Origin of the sequence: Pseudoalteromonas sp. Of11M-6 (genome assembly GCF_022347905.1) — a bacterium.
In the GTDB taxonomy this organism is placed as follows: domain Bacteria; phylum Pseudomonadota; class Gammaproteobacteria; order Enterobacterales; family Alteromonadaceae; genus Pseudoalteromonas.
Window position 1 is genome coordinate 59,411 of the sequence record NZ_JAKRFW010000008.1, and the last position, 20,688, is coordinate 80,098.

16 protein-coding genes and 5 tRNA genes are annotated in these 20,688 nt (G+C 41.5%); 14 read left to right on the plus strand and 7 right to left on the minus strand.

Features of this window, described 5'->3' with window-relative positions:
* Positions 1 to 64: 64 nt before the first annotated feature.
* The gene (gene hppD / locus MHN32_RS05710) at positions 65 to 1,111 is read right to left on the minus strand and encodes a 4-hydroxyphenylpyruvate dioxygenase (protein ID WP_010606040.1); all 1,047 of its coding nucleotides are present in this window, start codon (positions 1,109 to 1,111) and stop codon (positions 65 to 67) included.
* Positions 1,112 to 1,530: 419 nt separating this feature from the next.
* A complete protein-coding gene (locus MHN32_RS05715; RefSeq protein ID WP_095726716.1) occupies positions 1,531 to 2,967 on the minus strand; it encodes a peptide MFS transporter in 1,437 nt (478 codons plus the stop codon).
* Positions 2,968 to 3,338: 371 nt separating this feature from the next.
* Between MHN32_RS05715 and MHN32_RS05720 the strand changes: the two genes are divergently transcribed.
* Positions 3,339 to 3,599 carry a hypothetical protein gene (locus MHN32_RS05720; protein ID WP_029215839.1) on the plus strand — a complete coding sequence of 87 codons (261 nt, stop codon included), beginning with the start codon at positions 3,339 to 3,341 and terminating at the stop codon, positions 3,597 to 3,599.
* Here the strand turns inward: MHN32_RS05720 and MHN32_RS05725 are convergent.
* Complete coding sequence (locus MHN32_RS05725) at positions 3,568 to 6,450, minus strand: ATP-binding protein (protein ID WP_239421157.1); 2,883 nt, start codon at positions 6,448 to 6,450, stop codon at positions 3,568 to 3,570. The two genes, MHN32_RS05720 and MHN32_RS05725, sit on opposite strands and share 32 nt — an antisense overlap.
* A gap of 875 nt (positions 6,451 to 7,325) precedes the next feature.
* On the opposite strand from MHN32_RS05725, the gene MHN32_RS05730 reads away from it, so the two are divergent.
* From MHN32_RS05730 to MHN32_RS05775, 10 genes are all read left to right on the plus strand, one after another.
* Positions 7,326 to 7,401 (plus strand) — tRNA-Phe (locus MHN32_RS05730).
* A 63-nt stretch (positions 7,402 to 7,464) separates the two neighbouring features.
* Positions 7,465 to 7,540 (plus strand) — tRNA-Thr (locus MHN32_RS05735).
* A gap of 80 nt (positions 7,541 to 7,620) precedes the next feature.
* A tRNA-Phe gene (locus tag MHN32_RS05740) sits at positions 7,621 to 7,696 on the plus strand.
* A 12-nt stretch (positions 7,697 to 7,708) separates the two neighbouring features.
* Positions 7,709 to 7,784: transfer RNA gene (locus MHN32_RS05745), tRNA-Thr, on the plus strand.
* 141 nt (positions 7,785 to 7,925) lie between these two features.
* Positions 7,926 to 8,001 (plus strand) — tRNA-Phe (locus MHN32_RS05750).
* A gap of 171 nt (positions 8,002 to 8,172) precedes the next feature.
* Complete coding sequence (locus tag MHN32_RS05755) at positions 8,173 to 8,859, plus strand: response regulator transcription factor (protein ID WP_102057406.1); 687 nt, start codon at positions 8,173 to 8,175, stop codon at positions 8,857 to 8,859.
* On the plus strand, positions 8,856 to 10,193 hold the full coding sequence (locus tag MHN32_RS05760) for a histidine kinase sensor domain-containing protein (RefSeq protein ID WP_239421158.1): 1,338 nt from the start codon (positions 8,856 to 8,858) through the stop codon (positions 10,191 to 10,193). Before MHN32_RS05755 ends, MHN32_RS05760 begins: the two co-directional genes overlap by 4 nt.
* Positions 10,194 to 10,282: 89 nt before the next feature.
* Complete coding sequence (locus MHN32_RS05765) at positions 10,283 to 12,433, plus strand: TonB-dependent receptor (RefSeq protein ID WP_239421159.1); 2,151 nt, start codon at positions 10,283 to 10,285, stop codon at positions 12,431 to 12,433.
* Positions 12,434 to 12,492: 59 nt separating this feature from the next.
* The gene (locus tag MHN32_RS05770; RefSeq protein WP_239421160.1) at positions 12,493 to 12,783 is read left to right on the plus strand and encodes a hypothetical protein; all 291 of its coding nucleotides are present in this window, start codon (positions 12,493 to 12,495) and stop codon (positions 12,781 to 12,783) included.
* Positions 12,784 to 12,785: 2 nt separating this feature from the next.
* A complete protein-coding gene (locus MHN32_RS05775; RefSeq protein ID WP_239421161.1) occupies positions 12,786 to 14,342 on the plus strand; it encodes a PepSY-associated TM helix domain-containing protein in 1,557 nt (518 codons plus the stop codon).
* A 335-nt stretch (positions 14,343 to 14,677) separates the two neighbouring features.
* Here MHN32_RS05775 and MHN32_RS05780 read toward each other — a convergent pair whose 3' ends face one another.
* Complete coding sequence (locus MHN32_RS05780; protein ID WP_239421163.1) at positions 14,678 to 15,895, minus strand: glycerophosphodiester phosphodiesterase family protein; 1,218 nt, start codon at positions 15,893 to 15,895, stop codon at positions 14,678 to 14,680.
* A gap of 80 nt (positions 15,896 to 15,975) precedes the next feature.
* A complete protein-coding gene (gene cysZ / locus MHN32_RS05785; RefSeq protein WP_010606045.1) occupies positions 15,976 to 16,701 on the minus strand; it encodes a sulfate transporter CysZ in 726 nt (241 codons plus the stop codon).
* A 418-nt stretch (positions 16,702 to 17,119) separates the two neighbouring features.
* Here cysZ and MHN32_RS05790 point away from each other — a divergent pair, with 418 nt between their 5' ends.
* Together MHN32_RS05790 and MHN32_RS05795 are read left to right on the plus strand one after the other, a co-directional pair.
* Positions 17,120 to 17,395: a hypothetical protein gene (locus MHN32_RS05790; protein ID WP_010606046.1), complete on the plus strand. Its 276-nt coding sequence runs from the start codon at positions 17,120 to 17,122 to the stop codon at positions 17,393 to 17,395.
* Positions 17,396 to 17,442: 47 nt separating this feature from the next.
* A complete protein-coding gene (locus MHN32_RS05795) occupies positions 17,443 to 18,036 on the plus strand; it encodes a CBS domain-containing protein (RefSeq protein WP_010606047.1) in 594 nt (197 codons plus the stop codon).
* A gap of 103 nt (positions 18,037 to 18,139) precedes the next feature.
* On the opposite strand, the gene trmL is transcribed toward MHN32_RS05795, so the two are convergent.
* On the minus strand, positions 18,140 to 18,604 hold the full coding sequence (gene trmL, locus MHN32_RS05800) for a tRNA (uridine(34)/cytosine(34)/5-carboxymethylaminomethyluridine(34)-2'-O)-methyltransferase TrmL (RefSeq protein ID WP_010606048.1): 465 nt from the start codon (positions 18,602 to 18,604) through the stop codon (positions 18,140 to 18,142).
* 323 nt (positions 18,605 to 18,927) lie between these two features.
* Between trmL and MHN32_RS05805 the strand changes: the two genes are divergently transcribed.
* Complete coding sequence (locus tag MHN32_RS05805; protein ID WP_081489965.1) at positions 18,928 to 19,773, plus strand: cation diffusion facilitator family transporter; 846 nt, start codon at positions 18,928 to 18,930, stop codon at positions 19,771 to 19,773.
* Here the strand turns inward: MHN32_RS05805 and MHN32_RS05810 are convergent.
* Positions 19,725 to 20,687 (minus strand): alpha/beta hydrolase, encoded by a 963-nt coding sequence (locus MHN32_RS05810; RefSeq protein ID WP_010606050.1) that lies wholly within the window; start codon positions 20,685 to 20,687, stop codon positions 19,725 to 19,727. The two genes, MHN32_RS05805 and MHN32_RS05810, sit on opposite strands and share 49 nt — an antisense overlap.
* Between the last annotated feature and the right edge of the window lies 1 nt (position 20,688).

Here is a 20,688-nt window from a genome sequence, read left to right on the forward strand (position 1 = left end):
CAATTTGGTAAACCACAAAAAGCAGCTATCGCTAGCTGCTTTTTTATTAATTTGATGTGTGTGTTTAGATTACACCACGGCGCTCTTGGTCGCGTTCAATTGACTCGAATAACGCTTGGAAGTTACCTTCACCAAAGCCGCCATCGTCAACACGTTGGATCATTTCGATGAAGATTGGGCCAAACAGGTTTTTAGTGAAGATCTGTAGTAGGTAGCAGTCTTCGCTTTGGCTATCTACTAGGATTTGGTGCTGCTTGATCTTTTCTTTATCTTCTTTAACCCAAGGCACACGGTCAAAGATAGTGTCGTAGTAGTGATCTACGATGTCTAAGGTAGCAATAGTGCTCTTGTCTAGTTTATCTAGTGAACTAACCAAGTCGTCAGTCAAAAATGCTAAATGCTGAACACCTGGACCATTGTACTCATCTAAGTACTCATCGATTTGGTTGTTGTTGTCGTCTTTACCTTCGTTGATTGGAATAGAGAAGGTGCCACATGGTGACTTAAGTGCATAAGAAAGCAGCGCCGTTTTTTGACCTTTGATGTCAAAGTAACGAACTTCTGTAAAGCCAAATACGTCTTTATAGAAGTTAGCCCAAGTTTCCATCGTCCCTTTGTAAACATTGTTTGTTAGGTGATCGATGCGCTTAAAGCCTTTGTCTTCAACAACCTTTTGCTCTTCTAGGTCAACGAAGTCTTGCTCGTAGATTGACCCTTTATCGCCAAAGTTTTCGATGAAATAGATAAGGCTATCGCCGATACCGTAAATCGCTGGGTATGGTAAGTCTTTGTGTGTTGAATCAGTCGCAGGTTTTGCACCACGCTCAACTGCGGTTTCAAACGCTTTTTGCGCATTTTCTACACGCCAGCCCATAGAACAAATAGCCGGGCCGTGACTTTTAGCAAACTGTGCTGAGAAGCCTTCACGCTCGTTATTCAACAAAAAGTGAATATCGTGCTGGTTGTAGTAAACGATATCTTTATCTTTAAATTTCTTTAGTTTTGAGAATCCAAAGTCAGTGAATACCTTATCCATGTAATCAGCGTCTGGTGTTGCATATTCTGTAAACTCGATGCCGACTAGGCCTAGTGGATTATTTACTTCACTCATTGTTTTACTCCCGTATTAAGCACTGGGTGACTTGTTAGTATTTATGACTGGATGATTAATCAAATTACTGCAAAGGGGAAGCTAGAGGCAGTAAATAACAGTATGAGACTTTGTAAATTTAGTTGCACAATTGCCATGTAAAAGACACAAAATTGACACAGGCGTGACGATAATTATTTTTGCTTGAATTTTGACTAAAAACAGCAAGGAGTTTTGTGGGGTATTTTGTAACTTTGTTTTTGTATTATTTTGATTTTATTTGCTTTTTATGTTTTTGATTGGTGAGTTATATGAGAGGGAGGATTTTTATCAGACGGCTAAATTGAGAGGGGAAATGATGCTAAGTGTATTCAAAGCTTTACATTTGGCTGTTGGGGGAGAGGTAAACCACGCTAAATCAGCGTGGTTTACAGCAAATATTATTGCTTCTCAGCGGATACTTCTAGTTCTTCCGCTAGGTAATGCTCTTGCGTATGAGGCTCGTGCTTGCCCTCAGCGCCGTGCATCCAATCTACAAGCTTGTTGCTTAATAGATACATTAACACAGCAGACAGCAAGGCTACGCCGCCTAAACCAATGAAGATGCTCATCGCGTTTTCCATTGCTTCTTGGCCTTCACCGATGAAAGAGCCAACAAGGCCAGCAAGCTTGTTTGCAACAGCCGTACATAGGAACCAAATACCCATTAGCAGTGATGCTAAACGTAGCGGTGCTAGTTTACTTACCATAGAAAGACCGATTGGTGATAAACATAGTTCACCAAGTGTGTGGAACATGTAGAACAACACTAACCAAATCATGCTGATCTGAAGTGTGCCACCCGCTTCACCACCTTCTGTTGCAAGCGCAAGCATCATGGTTAAGAAACCAAGTGCTAAGAACACCAGACCAATTGCGAATTTCACTGGAGAGTTCGGTTCTTTGTTATCTAGCTTTAACCAGATCATCGCTACTAATGGCGCAAATACAATGATGAAGATAGAGTTAAGCGACTGGAACCAAGAAGCCGGGATCTCAAAGCCCATAAACATACGGTTGGTATAGTCGTTTGCGAATAGGTTCATCAGACCACCAGCCTGCTCGAAACCCATCCAGAAGATAATTGAGAAAACACTCATGGTGAAAATAACACGGATACGATCTTTTTCTTTCTTCGTAAGCGGTTCTTTAGTCTGTGAGTCAGACATCTGTTGAGAAAGTTTAGCCGAAGGTACTTTACCGATATCGCCAAGGTATTTCTGGCTTAAGATAAGCTGCATAACCACAGAAATGATCATACCAACACCGGCTGCGATAAAGCCTGCCTGCCAGTTAACGACTGCTGCTACATAACCCGCAACAAGTGGACCTAATGCACCACCTAAGTTGATACCCATATAGAAGATAGTAAATGCACCGTCACGGCGCTTATCACCTTCTTGATATAGATCACCAACCATTGTTGAGATGTTTGGCTTGAATAAGCCATTACCTAAACAAAGCAGTGCTAAACCAAGGTAGAAGACATTTACTTCTTGTCCTGCCACAACGCTGTGAGGAATACCCATAATAAAATGGCCTGTAGCCATTAAAATACCACCAATAATGATGGCTTTGCGCTGACCTAATACGTTATCTGCAAGCCAACCACCAAACAGTGGGGTGAGATAAACGGCCATCGTAAATGTGCCGTAAAGGCTTAGTGCGTCGGCATTGCTCCAACCGAAGCCACCATTTTGAACTTGTGCTACAAGATAAAGAACTAAGATGGCACGCATACCGTAGTAGCCAAAGCGCTCCCACATTTCGGTACCAAATAATAAGAAGAGGCCTTTAGGGTGACCCAGAAATTCTCCGGCCTTCGGAACTGAATTCATATGTACTTCCTAATCTAATCAATGTGTTGTATCTGGCCATTTTTATAAAGGATGCGTTATTGCATCTAATGTTTTTCAATCAACACTGAATAATGAGCCATGTACTTAACATGCAACGTTTGAAGCGATGCGCGGTAAATAGAACACTTTTCAATGCAGATTGGCATTGCTCATCGAGTCACCGAGTAAAAATCTTAATCAGATATTTGCTTGTATGAACTCAGGCATGCCTGTACTTTTTTTGAACGGGTGACCAGTACCTATTTCAACTAGCGTTTGTTGTATGTAACGACTAACTAATTTAAAAAAGTGCGTCAGTATACTCAGTGAGAATTAATAGGGGAAGTGTTTGGAGTCAGAAAGCGCATAAAATGCGGTCAGTGATTCAGGGAAGGATCATTCTTTTAGGTGGCGGTTATATCTCAATGAATGGCGTAACCATTAAGGTTATGTATCTTTTTATCGCTGATATTTACCATTTATTGCAGGTGTGGGAGCAGGTTGTCCCTGCGATCCATTTATCTTTACCTAGTCGAGAAAAACGCTTCCAACCAATTAGCGATAAGATTTGTGGGGGCAGTGCTACCCACCCCCATATCATTACGCTTCTTGACTCAAATATTGTTGAATAAACTCGGTTGCAGCTAAAAAGTCCTGCTCCAATTTATCACGCATTTGGATCAGCTGATCGGTGGTCAGCGTGCCTTCCTTACATAAAGTCTCAAACTCTATGGCAGTTTCTGCTACTTTTTCGGCACCGATAGTTTTGGAGATGGACTTAAGTTGATGACAAGCTTCAATGATTTCCTCTTGGCTCATCGTGATCACCGCACCATTTACATCTCGTGTTAACTGGCTACTTTGTTCTAAGTACATTCGGAAAAAGCGATTTCGCTTCGCTTCATCATGGTTCACATACTTGTTGAGCATGTCCATATTGATAGCGGGAGCTGGTTCGCTGGCCTCAGCTTCAATAATTTCAGGCTCTACAACGATAACCTCATCAACAACTGGCTCTAACTCAGCCGCTTGCTCTGATCCTACCGGTACTTGGCTAACGGCTACTGGTGCGACAGCTGATGGCTCAGTACTTTGTCGTGGTTGCTGTGTTTTTGGTAAGCTTTCTATACACTTATTAAGCGTTGCTTCTAGTACATTTAACTCTACTGGTTTGGTGATATAGTCATTCATACCACCCGCCTCACAACGTTCTCTTTCACCTTTTAGTGCATTAGCTGTCACGGCAATGATGTATGGTTGCTCAATGGTATCGGTTGCGGTTTCTACATAGTCTCTAATATGTTTTACCATGTCGTAGCCTGACATCTTAGGCATATGTAAATCAGTTAGTACGATTGGGAAATGCTCTTTTTTCCAAAGTTCTAAGCCTTCCTCACCATTTTCTGCAACCTCGACACCATAGCCTAACAGGTGTAATTGGTCGGTCAGCACTTGCTGATTTAATACGTTATCTTCAACTAACAACACCAGCTTGTTGGTTGCTCTGGCTTCATCAACGCTTAAAAAGTCGTTGATGGTGCGAGAAGGTTTAATTTCCTTTGGTTTATGCAAACCGGCAGCGACCAAGATAGCCGTCATAAAGCTAGACTTACACAACGGTGATGCATTGAGATAGAAAATATTTTTGTGATTAAGCGCTGCTTCGTCCATTTTACTTAAGACAACAACTTGCTGTTCGTTTTTCTCAAGCGAGTAGACTACGGTTCTTAGCTCTTCATTGACTTTATCCATGCCGTCTAAACCGTCTAACACCCAAATCAATTTGTCCTCGTGTTGGTGTTCGGCTATCTCGCTTTCATCAATAGTAATCACGTTCGCACCCATAAATGAAAGGTAGCGATTTAAAATGGTGCGTCTCTCATTATTTGGGGTGAGCAGAGCAACAGTGCGACCGTTTAACATTTGTTTGTTTACGTAATTAACTTTGCCATCCACACTAAATGGTAATTCCACAACAAACTCGCTTCCCATGCCAATATCTGAGTTAACATGGATACTACCTAGCATGAGTTCGATTAAACTTTTACAAATAGAAAGGCCAAGTCCTGTACCGCCAAATTCTCGGGTGATAGAGCCTTCTGCTTGAATAAACGGATTAAAAATTTCTCTCAACTGAGCTTTTGTCATGCCTTTACCATTGTCAGTGACGGTAAAGCGTAGGGTGTAATGCTCCGAGGTGTTTTGTGCAACTTCAACGGAGATTTTTACATAACCTTGGGTTGAGTCGTCTGTAGTCGTAAATTTAATGGCATTACTGCAAAGGTTATAAAGTACTTGTCTAACGCGAACTGTGTCACCAACTAAATTTGTTGGAATGTCAGGAGCAACAAACAGCTGTAAGTCTAATTTACGCTTTTTCGCTACTGATGAAAGCACACGTGCGACTTCCTCTGTGGTTTCAGCCACCGAGAAAGCACTATTGTCTATGCGTAATTTACCTGCCTCAATTTTAGAAAAGTCGAGAATATCATCAAGAATACCAAGTAAAGAAAATGCCGAGTCGCGAATAATCGTGGTGAGGCGGTGTTGAGCACCGTCAAGATCGGTTTGGCGCAGTAAATCAATGGTACCAATGACGCCGTTCATTGGTGTGCGGATCTCATGGCTCATAGTGGCTAAGAAAGTGGTTTTGGCATCACTTGCACGCTCCGCATTTAAAATCGCTTTTTCCAGCGCCAGCGTGCGGGCTTGAACTTCGGTTTCGAGACTTTCTTGAAGCTGTTTTAACTCGTTTTGCGTTGCTTGATCGGACTCTATGGATGACTGTACTTGCTTTAACAGTGCATTTATTGCTTCAGCAACCTCAGCCAGACCGCCACTATAATAAGTACCAACCGTCGACTTGTAGTTTTCATCCATCGTTAGGTGATTGATTTCTGCGATGAGTTCTTCAGTATCGTTGCTTGATGCGCCAGAAAGCCGACGTGCTGCAATCACAACGATCATCAAGGCACTAATAATAGCAGCAGCGAGTAATACATAAGCAATGAATGGGTCGCTTGATGGCGCAGCTGCAACGGGTGGCGTATAGGTCAAAATGAGTTCACCGACGTTTTGCTCATCTAGTAGCAGTGGCATGTGATAAACCTGCATTGTGTCTTTGTTATAAGACTCTTCACGATTCAATGCAGTGATTTGCTCACTTGCACTTTGTTGAAATACCAGGTTTGGTTGCCCCATCCCTGTATTGACATACAAATAGGCGCCCAAATGCTCGTTAGAAGCTAATAATGCGGATACAATTTGCTTGGCACTGTCAAAACCGTGTTGTGTGACCACCTTAGCAAGGGGAGTTGCAACTGTTGTTGCTTGCTGCTGCAGATTCACGGTTGGTGCGGTAGGGACGTCAGCCTGCTTTGGCAGTAGGTAAGCACCTACGGCGCTGCATAGTCCAACAATCAATATTGCGATAAATAAAAAAAGTATCCGTCCATTTGCATTGGTGTTCGCGCTATTTGGCATGCTTAATCCCGAAAGAATTATTTATACTTATTAGTTGTAGCAATCCTATCACCTTCGGCAAGTTTTTACCTCTCGTTTTTCAATCAATAGTGGCAATAGCCTAAGATTATCTGATTGTTTTAAATCTTAAAATAATCAGGTTGTTATCTCGATAATTTTCACTACGCCTGCGATGTGCAAAGCAGTAAGCTTTAATAAAAATTAAATTCTACTTAATGCTTTTGTTAAATGATAAGTGTCCATGACGGTAATTACGCAGGCTAATATCAACTTTAGTTCAGAGACAATATTGCTCGCCAAGTGAGGTATAGGTAATTTAGGTGAACTAGAGCTGCGGTAAACGAATGGCTTACATGTTACCTTGCTATATTGCCGTGTAAATTCGTTTTACAATCAGGGGGTAGTCCTTGGGGGATTGATAAGATAAGTCTCTGTAGCTTCGGTTTTCTTGAAAGACAGTCTCGTTAGTTGCTTCAAATTTGGTATGAATAAGGTGTTCGTAATGAAACTTTCGCGACATTAAAACGAAGCGCGGCGTGAAACAGGAGACGTGCTATAAAGACGAGAATCAAAAAGAGTGAATAAGTGTCGTCTAACTGTGGTATCAGAACAGCAAAAGCACATACCTTCTTATTTGTTTCACTCCTTTATAGGTATATAAGCCTCAAGAGCTGGCTTTCTCTTTATTATAGGTCTAGAGTCGTTTGCCTTACTCAAAGATAAAAGTCGTTAAATACCGTAAAACATAGCTAGTCGAGTGTTTTTCCATCGAAAAAGCGGTATTTTAACCGCTTTGTCTGAAAACTGTGCAAACGATAAATGTATTTAAAAAAAGGGTTGACTTAGAACCGCAAAACCCGTTTAATACGCCGCACGCCCAGATAGCTCAGTCGGTAGAGCAGAGGATTGAAAATCCTCGTGTCGGTGGTTCGATTCCGCCTCTGGGCACCAAATTAAAATCATTGCATTAGCAATGTGGTGCATGCAGAAACTGCATGGTACACGAATTAGTGTGCCGACTTAGCTCAGTTGGTAGAGCAACTGACTTGTAATCAGTAGGTCATCCGTTCGACTCGGATAGTCGGCACCATTTAATTTAGGCGTCAGCCTGTATTTTCTAGAACGCTCAGTTGATTGAGTTTTTTAGGATTTAGATACTAAAAAAGATTTGCCCAGATAGCTCAGTCGGTAGAGCAGAGGATTGAAAATCCTCGTGTCGGTGGTTCGATTCCGCCTCTGGGCACCAATAATTTAGTGTGCCGACTTAGCTCAGTTGGTAGAGCAACTGACTTGTAATCAGTAGGTCATCCGTTCGACTCGGATAGTCGGCACCACTTTATTTAGGCGAAAGCCTGTGTTTTCTAGATAGCTTAGTTATTTAGAGACTAAAAAGATTTACCCAGATAGCTCAGTCGGTAGAGCCGTTTGGAGTTGTATTGAAAATCCTTTAAGGACTTAGATACTAGAAAAAATTTGCCCAGATAGCTCAGTCGGTAGAGCAGAGGATTGAAAATCCTCGTGTCGGTGGTTCGATTCCGCCTCTGGGCACCATACTTTAAAAAAACCTCGCAATCGCGAGGTTTTTTGCTTTCTGATACTTTATATTTCTTATCTTTGCAAAAAATAGATTCATCTGGTTACAACTGAGATTTACTTTTCAAAATACAGTGCTTAATATGCAAAAATGAAACTAGTTATCATTTGCATTTTAAAAGGTTTGACGTGAGAGAGAGCAAGGTCTTGCTAATTGAAGACGACTGTACTTTAGGTACCTACTTAGTAGATTTGCTGCAAAAGTCAGGATATCAAGTTGAGCAGTGCTTTGATGGTGAGTCGGGACTACAAGTCGCTCAGTTGCAGCAGCATGATTTGATCCTTCTGGATAATATGTTGCCAAAATTAGATGGCGTATCCTTGTTGAGAAAGCTGCGATCTACGAGTCAGATCCCTGTTGTAATGGTGTCTGCAAAAGGGGCCGAGGAAGAACGCATTATAGGTTTAGCGCATGGGGCTGATGACTATATTGCTAAACCTTTTAACTCCACTGAGTTGCTCTTGAGAATGGAAAGTATCCTTAGGCGAAGCCAAAATATAATTCAACTCTCTATACCGTCAGAGATTTCCATTGATGGCTTAACACTAAACTCACAGACTCAATCCGTTTATGTCCATGGTGAAATATTAGAGTTCACACCAATCCAGTTCAAGTTGCTTTGGGAGCTTGCTTCACGGCCACATACAATCATAACTAAACCTGACTTATATCTGTCTGTGCTTAATAAAAAACTAGGAGCATATGATAGGAGTTTAGATATGCACTTAAGTCGAGTACGCAGAAAGCTTAATGAAGCAAACTGGCATGGTGAGCGTTTACAAACTGTGCATGGAAAAGGCTACTGTTTTAAATGAAACGAAATATTTTTTGGAAACTGAGCTTAATCTTAGCTGCTGGTCTGGTTGCTTTTTTCTATTTACTGCATGCCTTAACACTTAAAACAGAAGAAAGTATGAGTATGATAGCTGTAAGCGATAGAATCCAAATGAAGAATTGGAAGTCTGAAGCTGAAAGACTCTACTTGGCTAACAACCAAGAAGCGCTAGAGGCTTGGATAAAAAACCTAATGAAAGAAGAATCTACATGGGTATCAATCGCGAGTTTTGACGCTATTCGTTTAGCCGGAGAGTCAATAGATCAGAATATCGTTGGCAGCTATCACTTTGGTCGGAGCATTGAATGGAAAATACATTTATATTTTGAATCAAATCCAATAATGGAGCTTCCATTCGAGTCTTCTAATGCAAGCTTACTAATAAAGTTACCAGAGCGAATGCGGCCTGGGATCTACTGGAATACGACTAAATTTATGCTTCAGGTACTCATTCCTATGGCAGTGTTGGCCGTATTATCCATCTTTCTTTATCGACATATCATTATTCCATTGCGACAGCTGGATAGTGCAACAAATGCTTTTAGTAAAGGCAATTTTAAAGTAAGACTTGGAAAGTATCTTGGCAAGCGCAATGACGAGTTTTCACATTTAGCCTCAACGTTCGATCAGATGGCATCAAGGATCGGGGAGCTAATTGCAAGTCAACGTCAGCTAATCGCTGATCTGTCACATGAACTTAGAACTCCGCTAACTCGACTAGATATTGCGGTTAGTAACTTTGAAGAGAATGATAGCCGACGACACTTAGAACGTATTGCACGTGAATCTCAACAGATTAGAAAGTTGGTCGAAGATTCACTCACTTTGGCTTGGTTAGATAATGAAAACCCAATGTTACAGAAGGAAAGCGTAGATTTAGTAGACCTTTTGGATGTGTTGATCGATGACGCCAAGTTTGAGTTTCCAGATCGAACGCTGTTGTTTGAGTCGCCAAAAAGTGCCGTTGTTGTAAATAGTTGCCATAGAGCACTGTGTCCAGCAATCGAGAATATCATTCGTAATGCCTTACGCTTTACGCCTGAAGGTAAAAAAGTCGAGATAAAACTACAGCGAATAAGCAACGATTATTTAGTTGAAGTGCTTGATCAGGGGCCTGGGATCCCCGAAGAGTTTATTGAGAAAGTATTTGAGCCATTTTTCCGTGTGGACAATGCTCGTCTCGCACAAAGTGATAGTTTTGGTCTTGGTTTAGCACTTGCTAAGCGACACTTGAGAAGTGTTAGAGCGCGCGTGTCAGCACGTAATTTAGCCAGTGGAGGATTGGTTGTACAAGTAATAATTCCGGTTTCGTAAAATGTAACAATTGTAAAAGTGATTGATTGAGAAAGCTAAATGGTAATAATTCTGATTCAGCCTTTTAACTGTTGTTTGAGACATGAATCATGCCATTTTTATCCCAAAAAAGTCATTTCTTTAGAAAAACTACTATAGCGTCAGCCGTTTCTCTTGCTTGCTTTAGCCTTAGCTTTGGCGTACTTGCAGAGCAATCCGATACAGAAAATGAACTAAAAAAAGTCGAAAGAATTACCGTTGTTGGGGCAACAACAAACTCCGAAATTACACCTGCAGTATTAGCTAACTACCAAGCAAATGACCTAGAAGATATTTTCCGCCATACCCCCTCAGTTACTGTTGGTGGATCGCTGGGGATTGCACAAAAAATCTTTGTTCGTGGAGTGGAAGACTCAATGGTGAATGTCACGGTAGATGGTGCTCCGCAAACTAGTACACTATTTCATCACATAGGTCGTGTTGCCATTGAACCTGAGTTATTGAAAAGTGTAGAGGTACAAGCAGGTGCTGGTGAAGCAACAGCAGGAAGCGGTGCAGTTGGTGGCGCAATACGTTTTAAAACGAAAAGTGCGGCGGATCTATTGGATGAAAATGAAAGGTTCGGTGGAACTGCCAAAGTAAGTTATTTTACCAATGACGGGCATAAAGAGAGTCTATCTTTGTATGGTAAGGCAACTGATTCAATCGGCATTTTAGCTTCGTATGTAACAGTTAGCCGCAAAAATACGGAAGATGGTGACGGTAATACGCTTCCAGGAACCGCAGCAGATCAAACATTAGGATTTATTAAGCTGAATGCCAAGCTGACAGAATTTCAAGATATTACAGTTAGCTACGAGCAAAGAAAAGAGGACGGTGAGTTTGGCAAGCAAACAAACTGGGCACCTCTGGAAAGCGACCCACTGTTTGCATCTTGGGGTGAGCGCGAGACTTTAGTGCTTAACCACAACTGGTTTTTAAATTCTCTGGTGAATTTAGAGACAACAGTGTATCAAACAAAATCATCATTCAAGCGTGAGTTATATACCTGGGATGCGTCAATTGAAACGATAGGTTTTGATATTCGCAATACCAGTGATATCGGTACTCACTCTATTACTTATGGAATTGAGCACAAAAACGATAAGGTACATTCGCAGTCCTATGAAGACTTTGGTGGGATTTTTGACGAAGATGGTACTGTGTTAGGAGCTTATGTCCAAGATCATTGGCAAGTTTTTCCTGATCTGCGTTTAAGTTTCGGTCTACGTTTTGATTCCTATGAGTTGGATCATCAAGGTATAGAAGCAAACTGGGTAAAGGTTGATGGTGTTTGGGTTGTTGAGACTGATGCAGCTGGTGCACCAGTTACATCAACCAGTGAGTTCTCAGCCAAAAAACAGGATGGTTTTAGTAAAAATGTTGGATTGCTATACAACCTTGCTGATAACTTGACGTTGTCACTTGGCTATGCGGAAGCGCTGCGAGGCAGACAAATCGCAGATGCGTTCACAGTCGGTGAGCTAACGCCGAATGCAAACTTGGTTCCTGAAGAAGTAGAAAATGTTGAACTCGGTATTCAATATAATGATGGCGCTTGGATGTTTGAAGCATCTGTATACTCTAGCACAATTAATGGTGTTGTCTTCGACAAGTTTAAAGGGCGTGAAGGGGTTTTCTACGAAAATATCGGTGATTTGGGGAGTGAAGGTTTTGAACTAGTTGGTGGTTATCAAGCGGACAATTTTGATGTAATTGTCAGCTTTAACCATAATAACGTTGAATTGGATAATGTGATATTTAATTGGCCAGATCCCACAGACGCGACATCCACAAACCGCATCGAAGTTGACAACATTGACTTGGCTGCCTACGAATACGGTGGTCTAGGTAATGCGGTTGGAGACTCATTGAACGTAAACTTTAACTATCACTTAAACGATCAGATTAAACTTGGCTGGAATTACAAGTATGTGGCGAGCTTAAATGATATTGAAGTATTTCACCGTTCAATTGAGCTAGGTTGGGTTGAAAAGCTTGAGACAATTGACAAACCAAGCTACCAGTTAGTCGATGCTTATGTTAGCTACGAGCCATTCGACTCTTTGAGAGTCGACCTTTCAATACAAAATCTATTAGATGAGTCTTACCGCAGCCATGGTAGTGTTGCCGATTACGGTCATATTCCTGGTTATGAAGGTGTTGTCGGGATCAAAGAAGCAGGTCGCGATATTAGGCTGACAGTTGCCTATCAGTTCTAGTGTTATTGTCAAAAGAGCTAACTTAAAGGGTTAGCTCTTTTCATTTGGTTATTATGCTAATGAAACCTTTATTTAAGCCAACGCCAGCTGCGCACATTACTTGCCGAGTTTTACTTAGCGTGATTGGTGGTTATGTTATCGCTAACTTGAGTGCCATGCTTATTTCGTACTTACCATCAGACAATAAAGTCGATGGTATTGTCGCGGGAATGATGTCCAGTTTTATTATTTACACTTTGATTGTGATCGTTGTGTTTGCTGTTAAAAGCACTACTAGAGCAATATTTTTTATTGCGCTTTTAGTTGTTTTGCTAAGCGTTTTAGTCATGTCTCTAGAAAAGGCTATTTGAGAATGAAAGCGAGATTTCGACAGTCTATGAGCTGGCTACATACGTGGACCGGCGTTGTTTTTGCGTGGATGTTGTACTTCATTTTTGTGACTGGCAGTGTCGGATATTTTGAAAACGAAATTGATCGTTGGATGAAACCTGAAATCATGGTTTCCAAAGGACTTGAGGATAGCGCAATAACGAATATCGCGACCAGACAACTCAGCATACATGGTGATAATGCATCTCAGTGGTACATAAGCTTTCCCACATCAAGAGATCCATTTATTGAAATCTCTTGGTTAGAACCTGATAACACCGAAAGCAAAACACCCAAACAATGGCACGAAAGCAGCCTCGATCCAGTGACGGGAACGCTTATCGGTAATAGACAAACTAGCGGAGGTGAGGCGCTTTACCGTTTGCATTACAATCTACATTATGTACCACAACTTATAGGCTACATATTAACTAGTATTGCTGCAATGCTAATGCTTATAGGGTTAGTTACTGGTTTAATTATTCACAAGAAAATTTTTGCTGAGTTCTTTACGTTTCGAGCTCAAAAAGGGTTGCGTTCTTGGCTAGATATTCACAATATTTTTAGTGTGCTACCACTACCGTTCCACTTGATGATCACCTATAGCGGGTTATTGCTGCTAATGGGGATCACTATGTCTCCAGTTATTGACCTGCGCTATGGAGAAGGTCAGCAAAATCATCGCCAATTTTATGTGCAATCACAGACAGAGCAAAAGTCACAGCAAATAATCGAGATGCTCCCCACAGAGTTAAGCGTTCAATCTGCTTTGGCTGATGCTAAACGTCGCTTCAAATCACATAAAGTTAGTTATGTTGGCGTCATTGAGAGAAATACAGAAAAAGAACACATTGAGATCTGGTTTGAATCGAAAAGTGGAGTCGAATTCGCCTCGTTGCTTGAGTATCGTGCTATTGAAGATAAAGTTATGCTCGAAACCTCCCTCGGAAAAGCAGGGGGAGCTGCAAGTGTTTATGATTTCTTAGAGCATTTACATGAGGGGCTATTTGCTGATATTTACCTTAGATGGATTTACTTTTTATCAGGTTTATTTGGTGCAGCGATGGTTGCTACTGGTCTTATGATATGGTTGAAAAAGCGCAAGGCAGTGACTAGTACTAATAAGATCCTGACGAGTATTATAGAGCGTATAAATATTGCGATGATCCTTGGGGTTCCTATAGCGATAGCGTCTTACTTTGCTGGTAATCGGTTATTGCCAATAGGCTTTCCAAGCCGAGCAGCTTGGGAAATGCATATACTTTTTATAACGTTAGGCCTATGCATACTATATTGTGGATTAGCCTCAAAAAAATGGCTTTGGCAGCGAATGTTATGCTGTGCTGCTTTGGTATATGGGCTACTACCTATACTTAACGCACTAACAACGGAGCATAATATATGGCTTAGTTGGATAAATAGTGATTGGCTGATGGTTGGATTTGATTTAACGGTGTTATTTATCTCTATATGCTTTGTAGCAGCTTTTTGGGTTGTACGTTGCCGACAAGAAGGCATCAGTGTTAAGGCGGCCCAATGAAGTTAATTGTTGTTTTGTTTGTGTTACTTTTCTTAGCCTTTGCGTTGTTGAATTTATCCTTGTCACGACATAGGGTGAAGCTCTCTAACAGAGCCGGAGCACTCGGTGTGGGTCAACAACGACGATTTAGGATACTCGGATACTTACTTTTATTCATTACGGTGGCTTTTGTTACAGCGATGTGGGGTGTCTCTTTAGGGCTAGTTTATTGGTTCGCCACAGCAACACTTACATCAATTTTGGTGGTTTTGTTGTGGACTTACAAACCTAAATTTTTCAGTTTTTTAAATAGGTGCTAATGACTTTCTAATGGGCCTTAGTCTAATGCAACTGATTTACTCAATTTCCATGCAGCTGGCGTAAAAGCTGGTGGTGGCAGGCCAGTCACTAAATACAGCAACTACGCCAACTTGTTTTGCCAATATGTCCAACACCCTAAGTATATCGCCATCATGCTTAACTGCGTTTTTTACAGATTGATAATACCAACCGCCGCCGCTCGTTAAAGGGCCTGAGCGCTCTAAAGACCAAGCAACTATCTTTAATCCTACACGTTTAGCGGCTAGGGCGTACTGCGACGGAATGATATCGCCGTTTTTATCTTCGCTAATTAACATCCAAATTGGTGGGGCGATAATTTTTACCTTATTTTTGGCTAAGTCTTCCATTGACGGTTGCCAAGTACTTGGTTTGTTAATATCAAAATGTTCGCCAGCTTCTCTACCATCAAGAAATACGGCATGGTTTGCAAACTCTGGTGCATGCTTTATCCAGTACTGAATATCTTGGTAAGAAAAGGATTGTGGAAAAACTTGAGATGGGGGGACATTGTGCTCAGTATATTCGTCTAACATTTTTTGTGCGAGCTGGTTTTGGCTTAACCCATTAAATGGCATTGGCACTTCTGGTGTTTTTAACTCAGGAGTCATATTTACACCAAGTTGCTTAAATAAAGCAATGCTTTCACTGTGGGTCATTAAGGTTCCAGAACTGGCATAAAGATCTGTACGCCAATTGGGAGTGCCTTTGACAAACTCTGCTACTGTGGTTGCTTGAGTATTCACACCATCCATTTTTCCTTTTAGTTGCTTGAATTCTGCTAAGGTAATGTCTGAGGTGCAGCATTGAGCAGACGCAAGTTTACCAGAGTCTGGATCCGCTGGTGTGAAGGGTTGTCTACACTTGCTAGCAAGCTTAGGTTGTAGCAAGATATCGGTTGTCGCATGAAGGTCACATTGTGCATGGCGGCAAACGAGAGTCTTGTCTTTCGTAAAAGTAACATCACATTCGAGCGTGCCAGCTCCCATTTTTGCGGCGGCAATGTATGATTCTTTGGTGTGCTCAGGGTAGAAAAGTGGTGCACCGCGATGTCCAATGGAAAAACGTGTGCGCTTGATTGGTTTATCTAAACAGCTTGCAAGCTTTTCCTTAAGCTCACCATCTGGAAGTTGCGAGACTAAAAATTGAGGCCGTGTACCGACATCAAACTGCTTTGTTGCCTGGCATCCCGTTAGCGTAACCACCAACCATATCATCCATATTATTTGGCGCATACCTGCCTCATTCTAACAAAGCGTAAAAGGCGTAAGTAAATCATGGAATTTTTACAGTCCGATGTCATACCTCAATTTGTTTAACGATATTGCTGACGATAGTTCTCTACCCACAACTTAGTGGCGCCACAAACGGCAACAGGCATCACGATGAGGTTAACAAATGGGATTGAGGTCAATACAAACACCGCAAAGCCAAAGCCATAAGACAGCCCTTGTTTACTTTTCAAATCATCTTTCATTTGCTTGAAATGAATTTTATGGTTATCAAACGGATAATCATTATATTGCACGCTGTACATCCAACACGTAAACATAATCCATAAAATTTGCCCAACGATAGGCAGCATCCAAAGTAAGATGAAAAAGCCGAGTGCACGTGGAAGGTAGTAGCAGAGTTTGGTCCATTCTCGACCCAACATTCGCGGCACATCTTTTATGGTATCAATTAACTTATCATCATTGATGTGTTGGTTGGTCAGGTAAAGTTCTACTTTTTCGGAGAGTAAGCCATTGAAAGGCGCAGCAATAAAGTTGGTTATCACCGTGAAAATCATACTATAACTGAAAAGTATCACTAAGATAGCAATTGGCCACATTAGCCATTCCAGCCAACTGAGCCAATCTGGTAACAATCCGTTGAGATAAGTAAATCCTTGAGTCAGCCAGTCATAAAGAAAAAAGAGTGATGCACCAAATAGCAGTACATTGATTGTTAAAGGAATAAATACAAAACGTTTTAATCCTTTTTGGGTGATTAAAGAAAAACCGGCAATAAAGTACTCGATACCGCGTGATAGTTGCACTGTACACCTCGTGTTGTAATACCAACTTGTCTTAATACTTGCTCAATTTGAAGGAGCAAATCTGACGCTAACTGCGTTAAAAATTTCTCATTTAGAACAACTAAATAGTAAAGTTTTCGCCTGGTTATCGACAAGGTTTTCTCGCCCCAAAATAGCTCACTTAATTAAGCAAATTGGTATGATTTAATTCTTTTGATTTAAGGCACATATCAAAAATGTCAGCGTTAGTATAACGCTAAACAGCGGGCTACAAATAGGAGATTAGTAACAATTCATCTCAGCTCACACAGTGCCTGAGTGTGCGTATGAAAATTAACCTTAGTATATTTAGAAGCTTAGTAAATAGATTAGAAATAATACTTGTAAACGCAAGAAACTGCCCATACACTCAAAGTAAGGCAGTAGAAGTGAGAATACTATGCGGTTAATTCGTTGGATGATTACATTTTGTATGTTGAGTCTGTTGACAGTGTCAACGGCCGATGCTGCTAAATGTGATACCACGCTTTCAATCGCGCCTATCGTTGTTGACCTAGACAATTCGAACTCCAGCCCTGATTTAGATGATTGTGTTGTATCAACAACCCATCGTTTCGTGGTTGCTAGTAGCTTTATCATAGCGCAATCGCAACCCACCTATTCTTATTCAAACTCAGTATGCGAGTCTATTAGAGCACCACCTGTCGCAAATTAATTTAGTCCTTTTCCGTGCTTAATTAATTTTAAAGATAGAGGTGATCTATGAACACTTACACAGTATTGAAAACTCAACCTGTTGCAAATTATGAACTTGCTGAAAATAATTTCCCAGCTTGTAACACTGACAACCTAGAGCAAGCGCCAGCACATTGCCTAATGCACAATCTACATTTGGCACCTATGCAGCATATTGATGAAAACAGTAGCATAGATGAAGCTACGTTAGTGCTGGACAAAACGCACCGCAGAGCAAGCTTTGTCGTTGATAGCAAAGAAAAGCTTGTTGGTATGATCTCTAATGCAAGAATTGGCAGTCGCTACGTGTTGAGTATTGCAGAAAGACGCGGTTGTACAAGACGTGATTTAAACGTCAATGATGTCATGATCCCACTATCAGATCTTCGTCAAATCACCTTAAAACAAACTAGCCAAACTGTGGTTGGCAATGTGCTAAAAACAATGGAAGAAGGTGGCTTCGAGTTTTTACTTGTTATTGATGAAGTGACTCAGCATCCAGTCGGTTATTTTGACCTAATCGATATGATGAAAGCCTGTGGACGTGCAGTAAATTCAATGAAACCAGCAAATAAATTCAGTGATATTGTTGGTACGATTTTGCACCACGCAGAAATTTAAAAGAATCCCTATAGTTAATGTAAATTAAAGTTAGCAAGGCGTCGTAAGGCGCCTTTTTTGTGCCTCAAGTTTGCTCCTGTGCAGCAGAGGCTAGGCGCTATTTTTACTTTGCGCCAGCAAACCCAAGTTGTCGCCAAGACTCATAGACAAAAACGGAAACAGCATTAGATAGGTTCATACTGCGACTATCGGGGCGCATTGGAATGCGGACTCGCTGAGGCTCAGGCAGTGAAAAAATAATGTCTTCTGGCAAACCTCGAGTTTCAGGGCCAAACAATAGGCAGTCACCTGCTTCATAGGCTACTTCATGATGGTATTTGCTACCTTTTGTCGTGCAAGCAAATACTCGCTTTGGATTTCGTTTGGCTAAGTATGCTTCAAAGTTTGGGTGGCGCTCTACTTCGCTAAATTCATGATAATCAAGGCCTGCACGTCTTACCCGTTTATCATCCCATTCAAATCCTAGCGGCTCTATCAGGTGTAGTGAATATCCTGTATTGGCACACAAACGAATAATATTGCCGGTATTAGGCGGGATCTCGGGTTGGTATAAAACGATATCTAACATGATAGGCCTCAATTAAATTTTGCCCGGCAGTATAGCTGATACTTGTCGACATTTATATGTGCTGCGTTCGATAGAGCGAAATCCATTACCCAGTTTTTAAAGTACGACTGTTGATAAAAACTATACAACCGTAATCTGTTTTTCATTTCAAAGCATTACCCTGTAATATAACAGCATCGCAATGCCGTGGCATTTTGCGAGTGGTTTGACGACTAATCATTTCAGTTAGCCAAACGTCAGATTAAATAATATGAAGAAATGAGGTGCCAGTGGATCGCAGCTATGAGTTTTGGGTTAGGTTTTCAAGTGTCTTTACCATCATAATGGTGGGATTGATGATCGCAGCTAAGTGTTGGGCTTGGCTGTCTTCAGGTAGTGCCGCTATGCTCGGTTCTTTAACTGATTCACTGCTTGATATTAGCGCCTCTTTAATGAATTTCTTTGTACTGAGCTACGCACTGCGTCCTGCGGACGATGATCATCGATTTGGTCATGGAAAGGCAGAAGCATTAGCCGGGCTTGGACAAGCGGCCTTTATCGCGGGCTCTGCGAGTTTATTGGCTTTTCATGGCGTAGAGCGCATTATCAATCCAACCCAAATTCCACATTCGTTGTTTGGTGTGTGGGTGAGTTTATTTGCGATAGTTTGTACTTTGTTGGTGGTTGCGGTGCAGTATCAAGTCGTTAAACGCACGCAGTCCATCGCCATTAAGGCCGACTCGTTGCATTATAAGGGCGATATTTTATTAAACCTTGCGGTGCTCCTAGCGGTATTGCTTAACTTTTACGGCGTAGGTTACGCCGATCCGATTTTTGGTATTTTGGTGGCGGTGTATTTACTTTACAACAGTTGGGATATTGCCAAGGAAAGTGCTGCACACTTAATGGATAAAGAGCTGCCAGATGAAGAAAAAGCACAGATCATACTTATCGCGTCGAGTCATGAGGACGTTTATGGAGTACATGATTTGCGCACCAGGCAAGGTGGCAAAATCAAGTTTATTCAACTGCATCTAGAGCTTGATGACGATATGCCGCTGATGCGAGCGCATCAGGTTGCGGATGAGGTGGTTGCTAGCATTAAAGAAGAGTTTGATTGTGAGATGGACGTGCTTATCCATCAAGACCCAGTTTCTTTAGCACTAAGTAGCTCGTCTGTAAACGCATAAAAATCATCTAACACGGCTTTGCGGGTATTATCTTGCTCGCAAAGTAGTTCATGTTTCCCGATAAACTCTGTAACTGTCACATTATCCCTGTGCGCGGCAAATTGACTTTGCGCCTGATTATCAACAATGCTGTCTTCACTGGCTGTCGCGATACGGATTGGCAGAGCTAGCTTAATATCTTGAAACGAGCGGCATTTATGTAGAGCCGTGTATAACCAAGCAAAGCTAACACCACCGAGTTGTAGCTCGGGAAATTGATCGTACAAACCTCTAAATAGCGCATATCTAATTGGACAATCAGTAAGGTCATTATCTTGAAAAGGTTTGTTGTGGTAGTGCACCTGTCCCAATGCATAATGCTTACCTAGCCCAAATAAACAAGCTGCGCCCGCAAGTCCCTCGGCAAACCAAGTCGGGTAGGGAGTCGTATTGATCCCAAGCATCGGGGCTGATAAATAGACTCCCTCTATGTTATGAGGCGCAAATAATGTTAAATAATCGCAGGTAATGGCACCGCCCATTGAATGTGCCAATATAAAAAGTGGCAAGGTGTTCTGCTTGGCAACGATTTGATCCATAAAGCAGTGCAGCGTTGCAGCATAATCTTCAAAGCGTCTAACATAGCCGATTTGCTTATCTTTAAGTAATCGCGGCGAGTAGCCTTGTCCTGGATGGTCATAGGTAAATACCGCTATGTTGTTTTGCGCAAACTCCCACAGCAATTCTCTGTATTTATGAGCAGACTCAATACGGCCATTAACCAACACCAGGCTGAACGTTGCCCTTTCTGGAATGTGGTAGGCGTAAAATAGCCTACCATGAGGGGTATCAAAAAAGCCTTTTTGGCAGCCTTGCCAGTGCTCATCAATTTCCGGAAGGTGTGATTCAAGTTGCTGACTTTGGCTATAAAACATG

Coding starts and splice junctions, on each gene's coding strand:
- hppD (WP_010606040.1), bottom strand. CDS start 1,111: ATGAGTGAAGTAAATAATCCACTAGGCCTAGTCGGCATCGAGTTTACA.
- MHN32_RS05715 (WP_095726716.1), bottom strand. CDS start 2,967: ATGAATTCAGTTCCGAAGGCCGGAGAATTTCTGGGTCACCCTAAAGGC.
- MHN32_RS05720 (WP_029215839.1), top strand. CDS start 3,339: ATGCGGTCAGTGATTCAGGGAAGGATCATTCTTTTAGGTGGCGGTTAT.
- MHN32_RS05725 (WP_239421157.1), bottom strand. CDS start 6,450: ATGCCAAATAGCGCGAACACCAATGCAAATGGACGGATACTTTTTTTA.
- MHN32_RS05760 (WP_239421158.1), top strand. CDS start 8,856: ATGAAACGAAATATTTTTTGGAAACTGAGCTTAATCTTAGCTGCTGGT.
- MHN32_RS05765 (WP_239421159.1), top strand. CDS start 10,283: ATGCCATTTTTATCCCAAAAAAGTCATTTCTTTAGAAAAACTACTATA.
- MHN32_RS05770 (WP_239421160.1), top strand. CDS start 12,493: ATGAAACCTTTATTTAAGCCAACGCCAGCTGCGCACATTACTTGCCGA.
- MHN32_RS05775 (WP_239421161.1), top strand. CDS start 12,786: ATGAAAGCGAGATTTCGACAGTCTATGAGCTGGCTACATACGTGGACC.
- MHN32_RS05780 (WP_239421163.1), bottom strand. CDS start 15,895: ATGCGCCAAATAATATGGATGATATGGTTGGTGGTTACGCTAACGGGA.
- MHN32_RS05790 (WP_010606046.1), top strand. CDS start 17,120: ATGCGGTTAATTCGTTGGATGATTACATTTTGTATGTTGAGTCTGTTG.
- MHN32_RS05795 (WP_010606047.1), top strand. CDS start 17,443: ATGAACACTTACACAGTATTGAAAACTCAACCTGTTGCAAATTATGAA.
- trmL (WP_010606048.1), bottom strand. CDS start 18,604: ATGTTAGATATCGTTTTATACCAACCCGAGATCCCGCCTAATACCGGC.
- MHN32_RS05805 (WP_081489965.1), top strand. CDS start 18,928: ATGGTGGGATTGATGATCGCAGCTAAGTGTTGGGCTTGGCTGTCTTCA.
- MHN32_RS05810 (WP_010606050.1), bottom strand. CDS start 20,687: ATGTTTTATAGCCAAAGTCAGCAACTTGAATCACACCTTCCGGAAATT.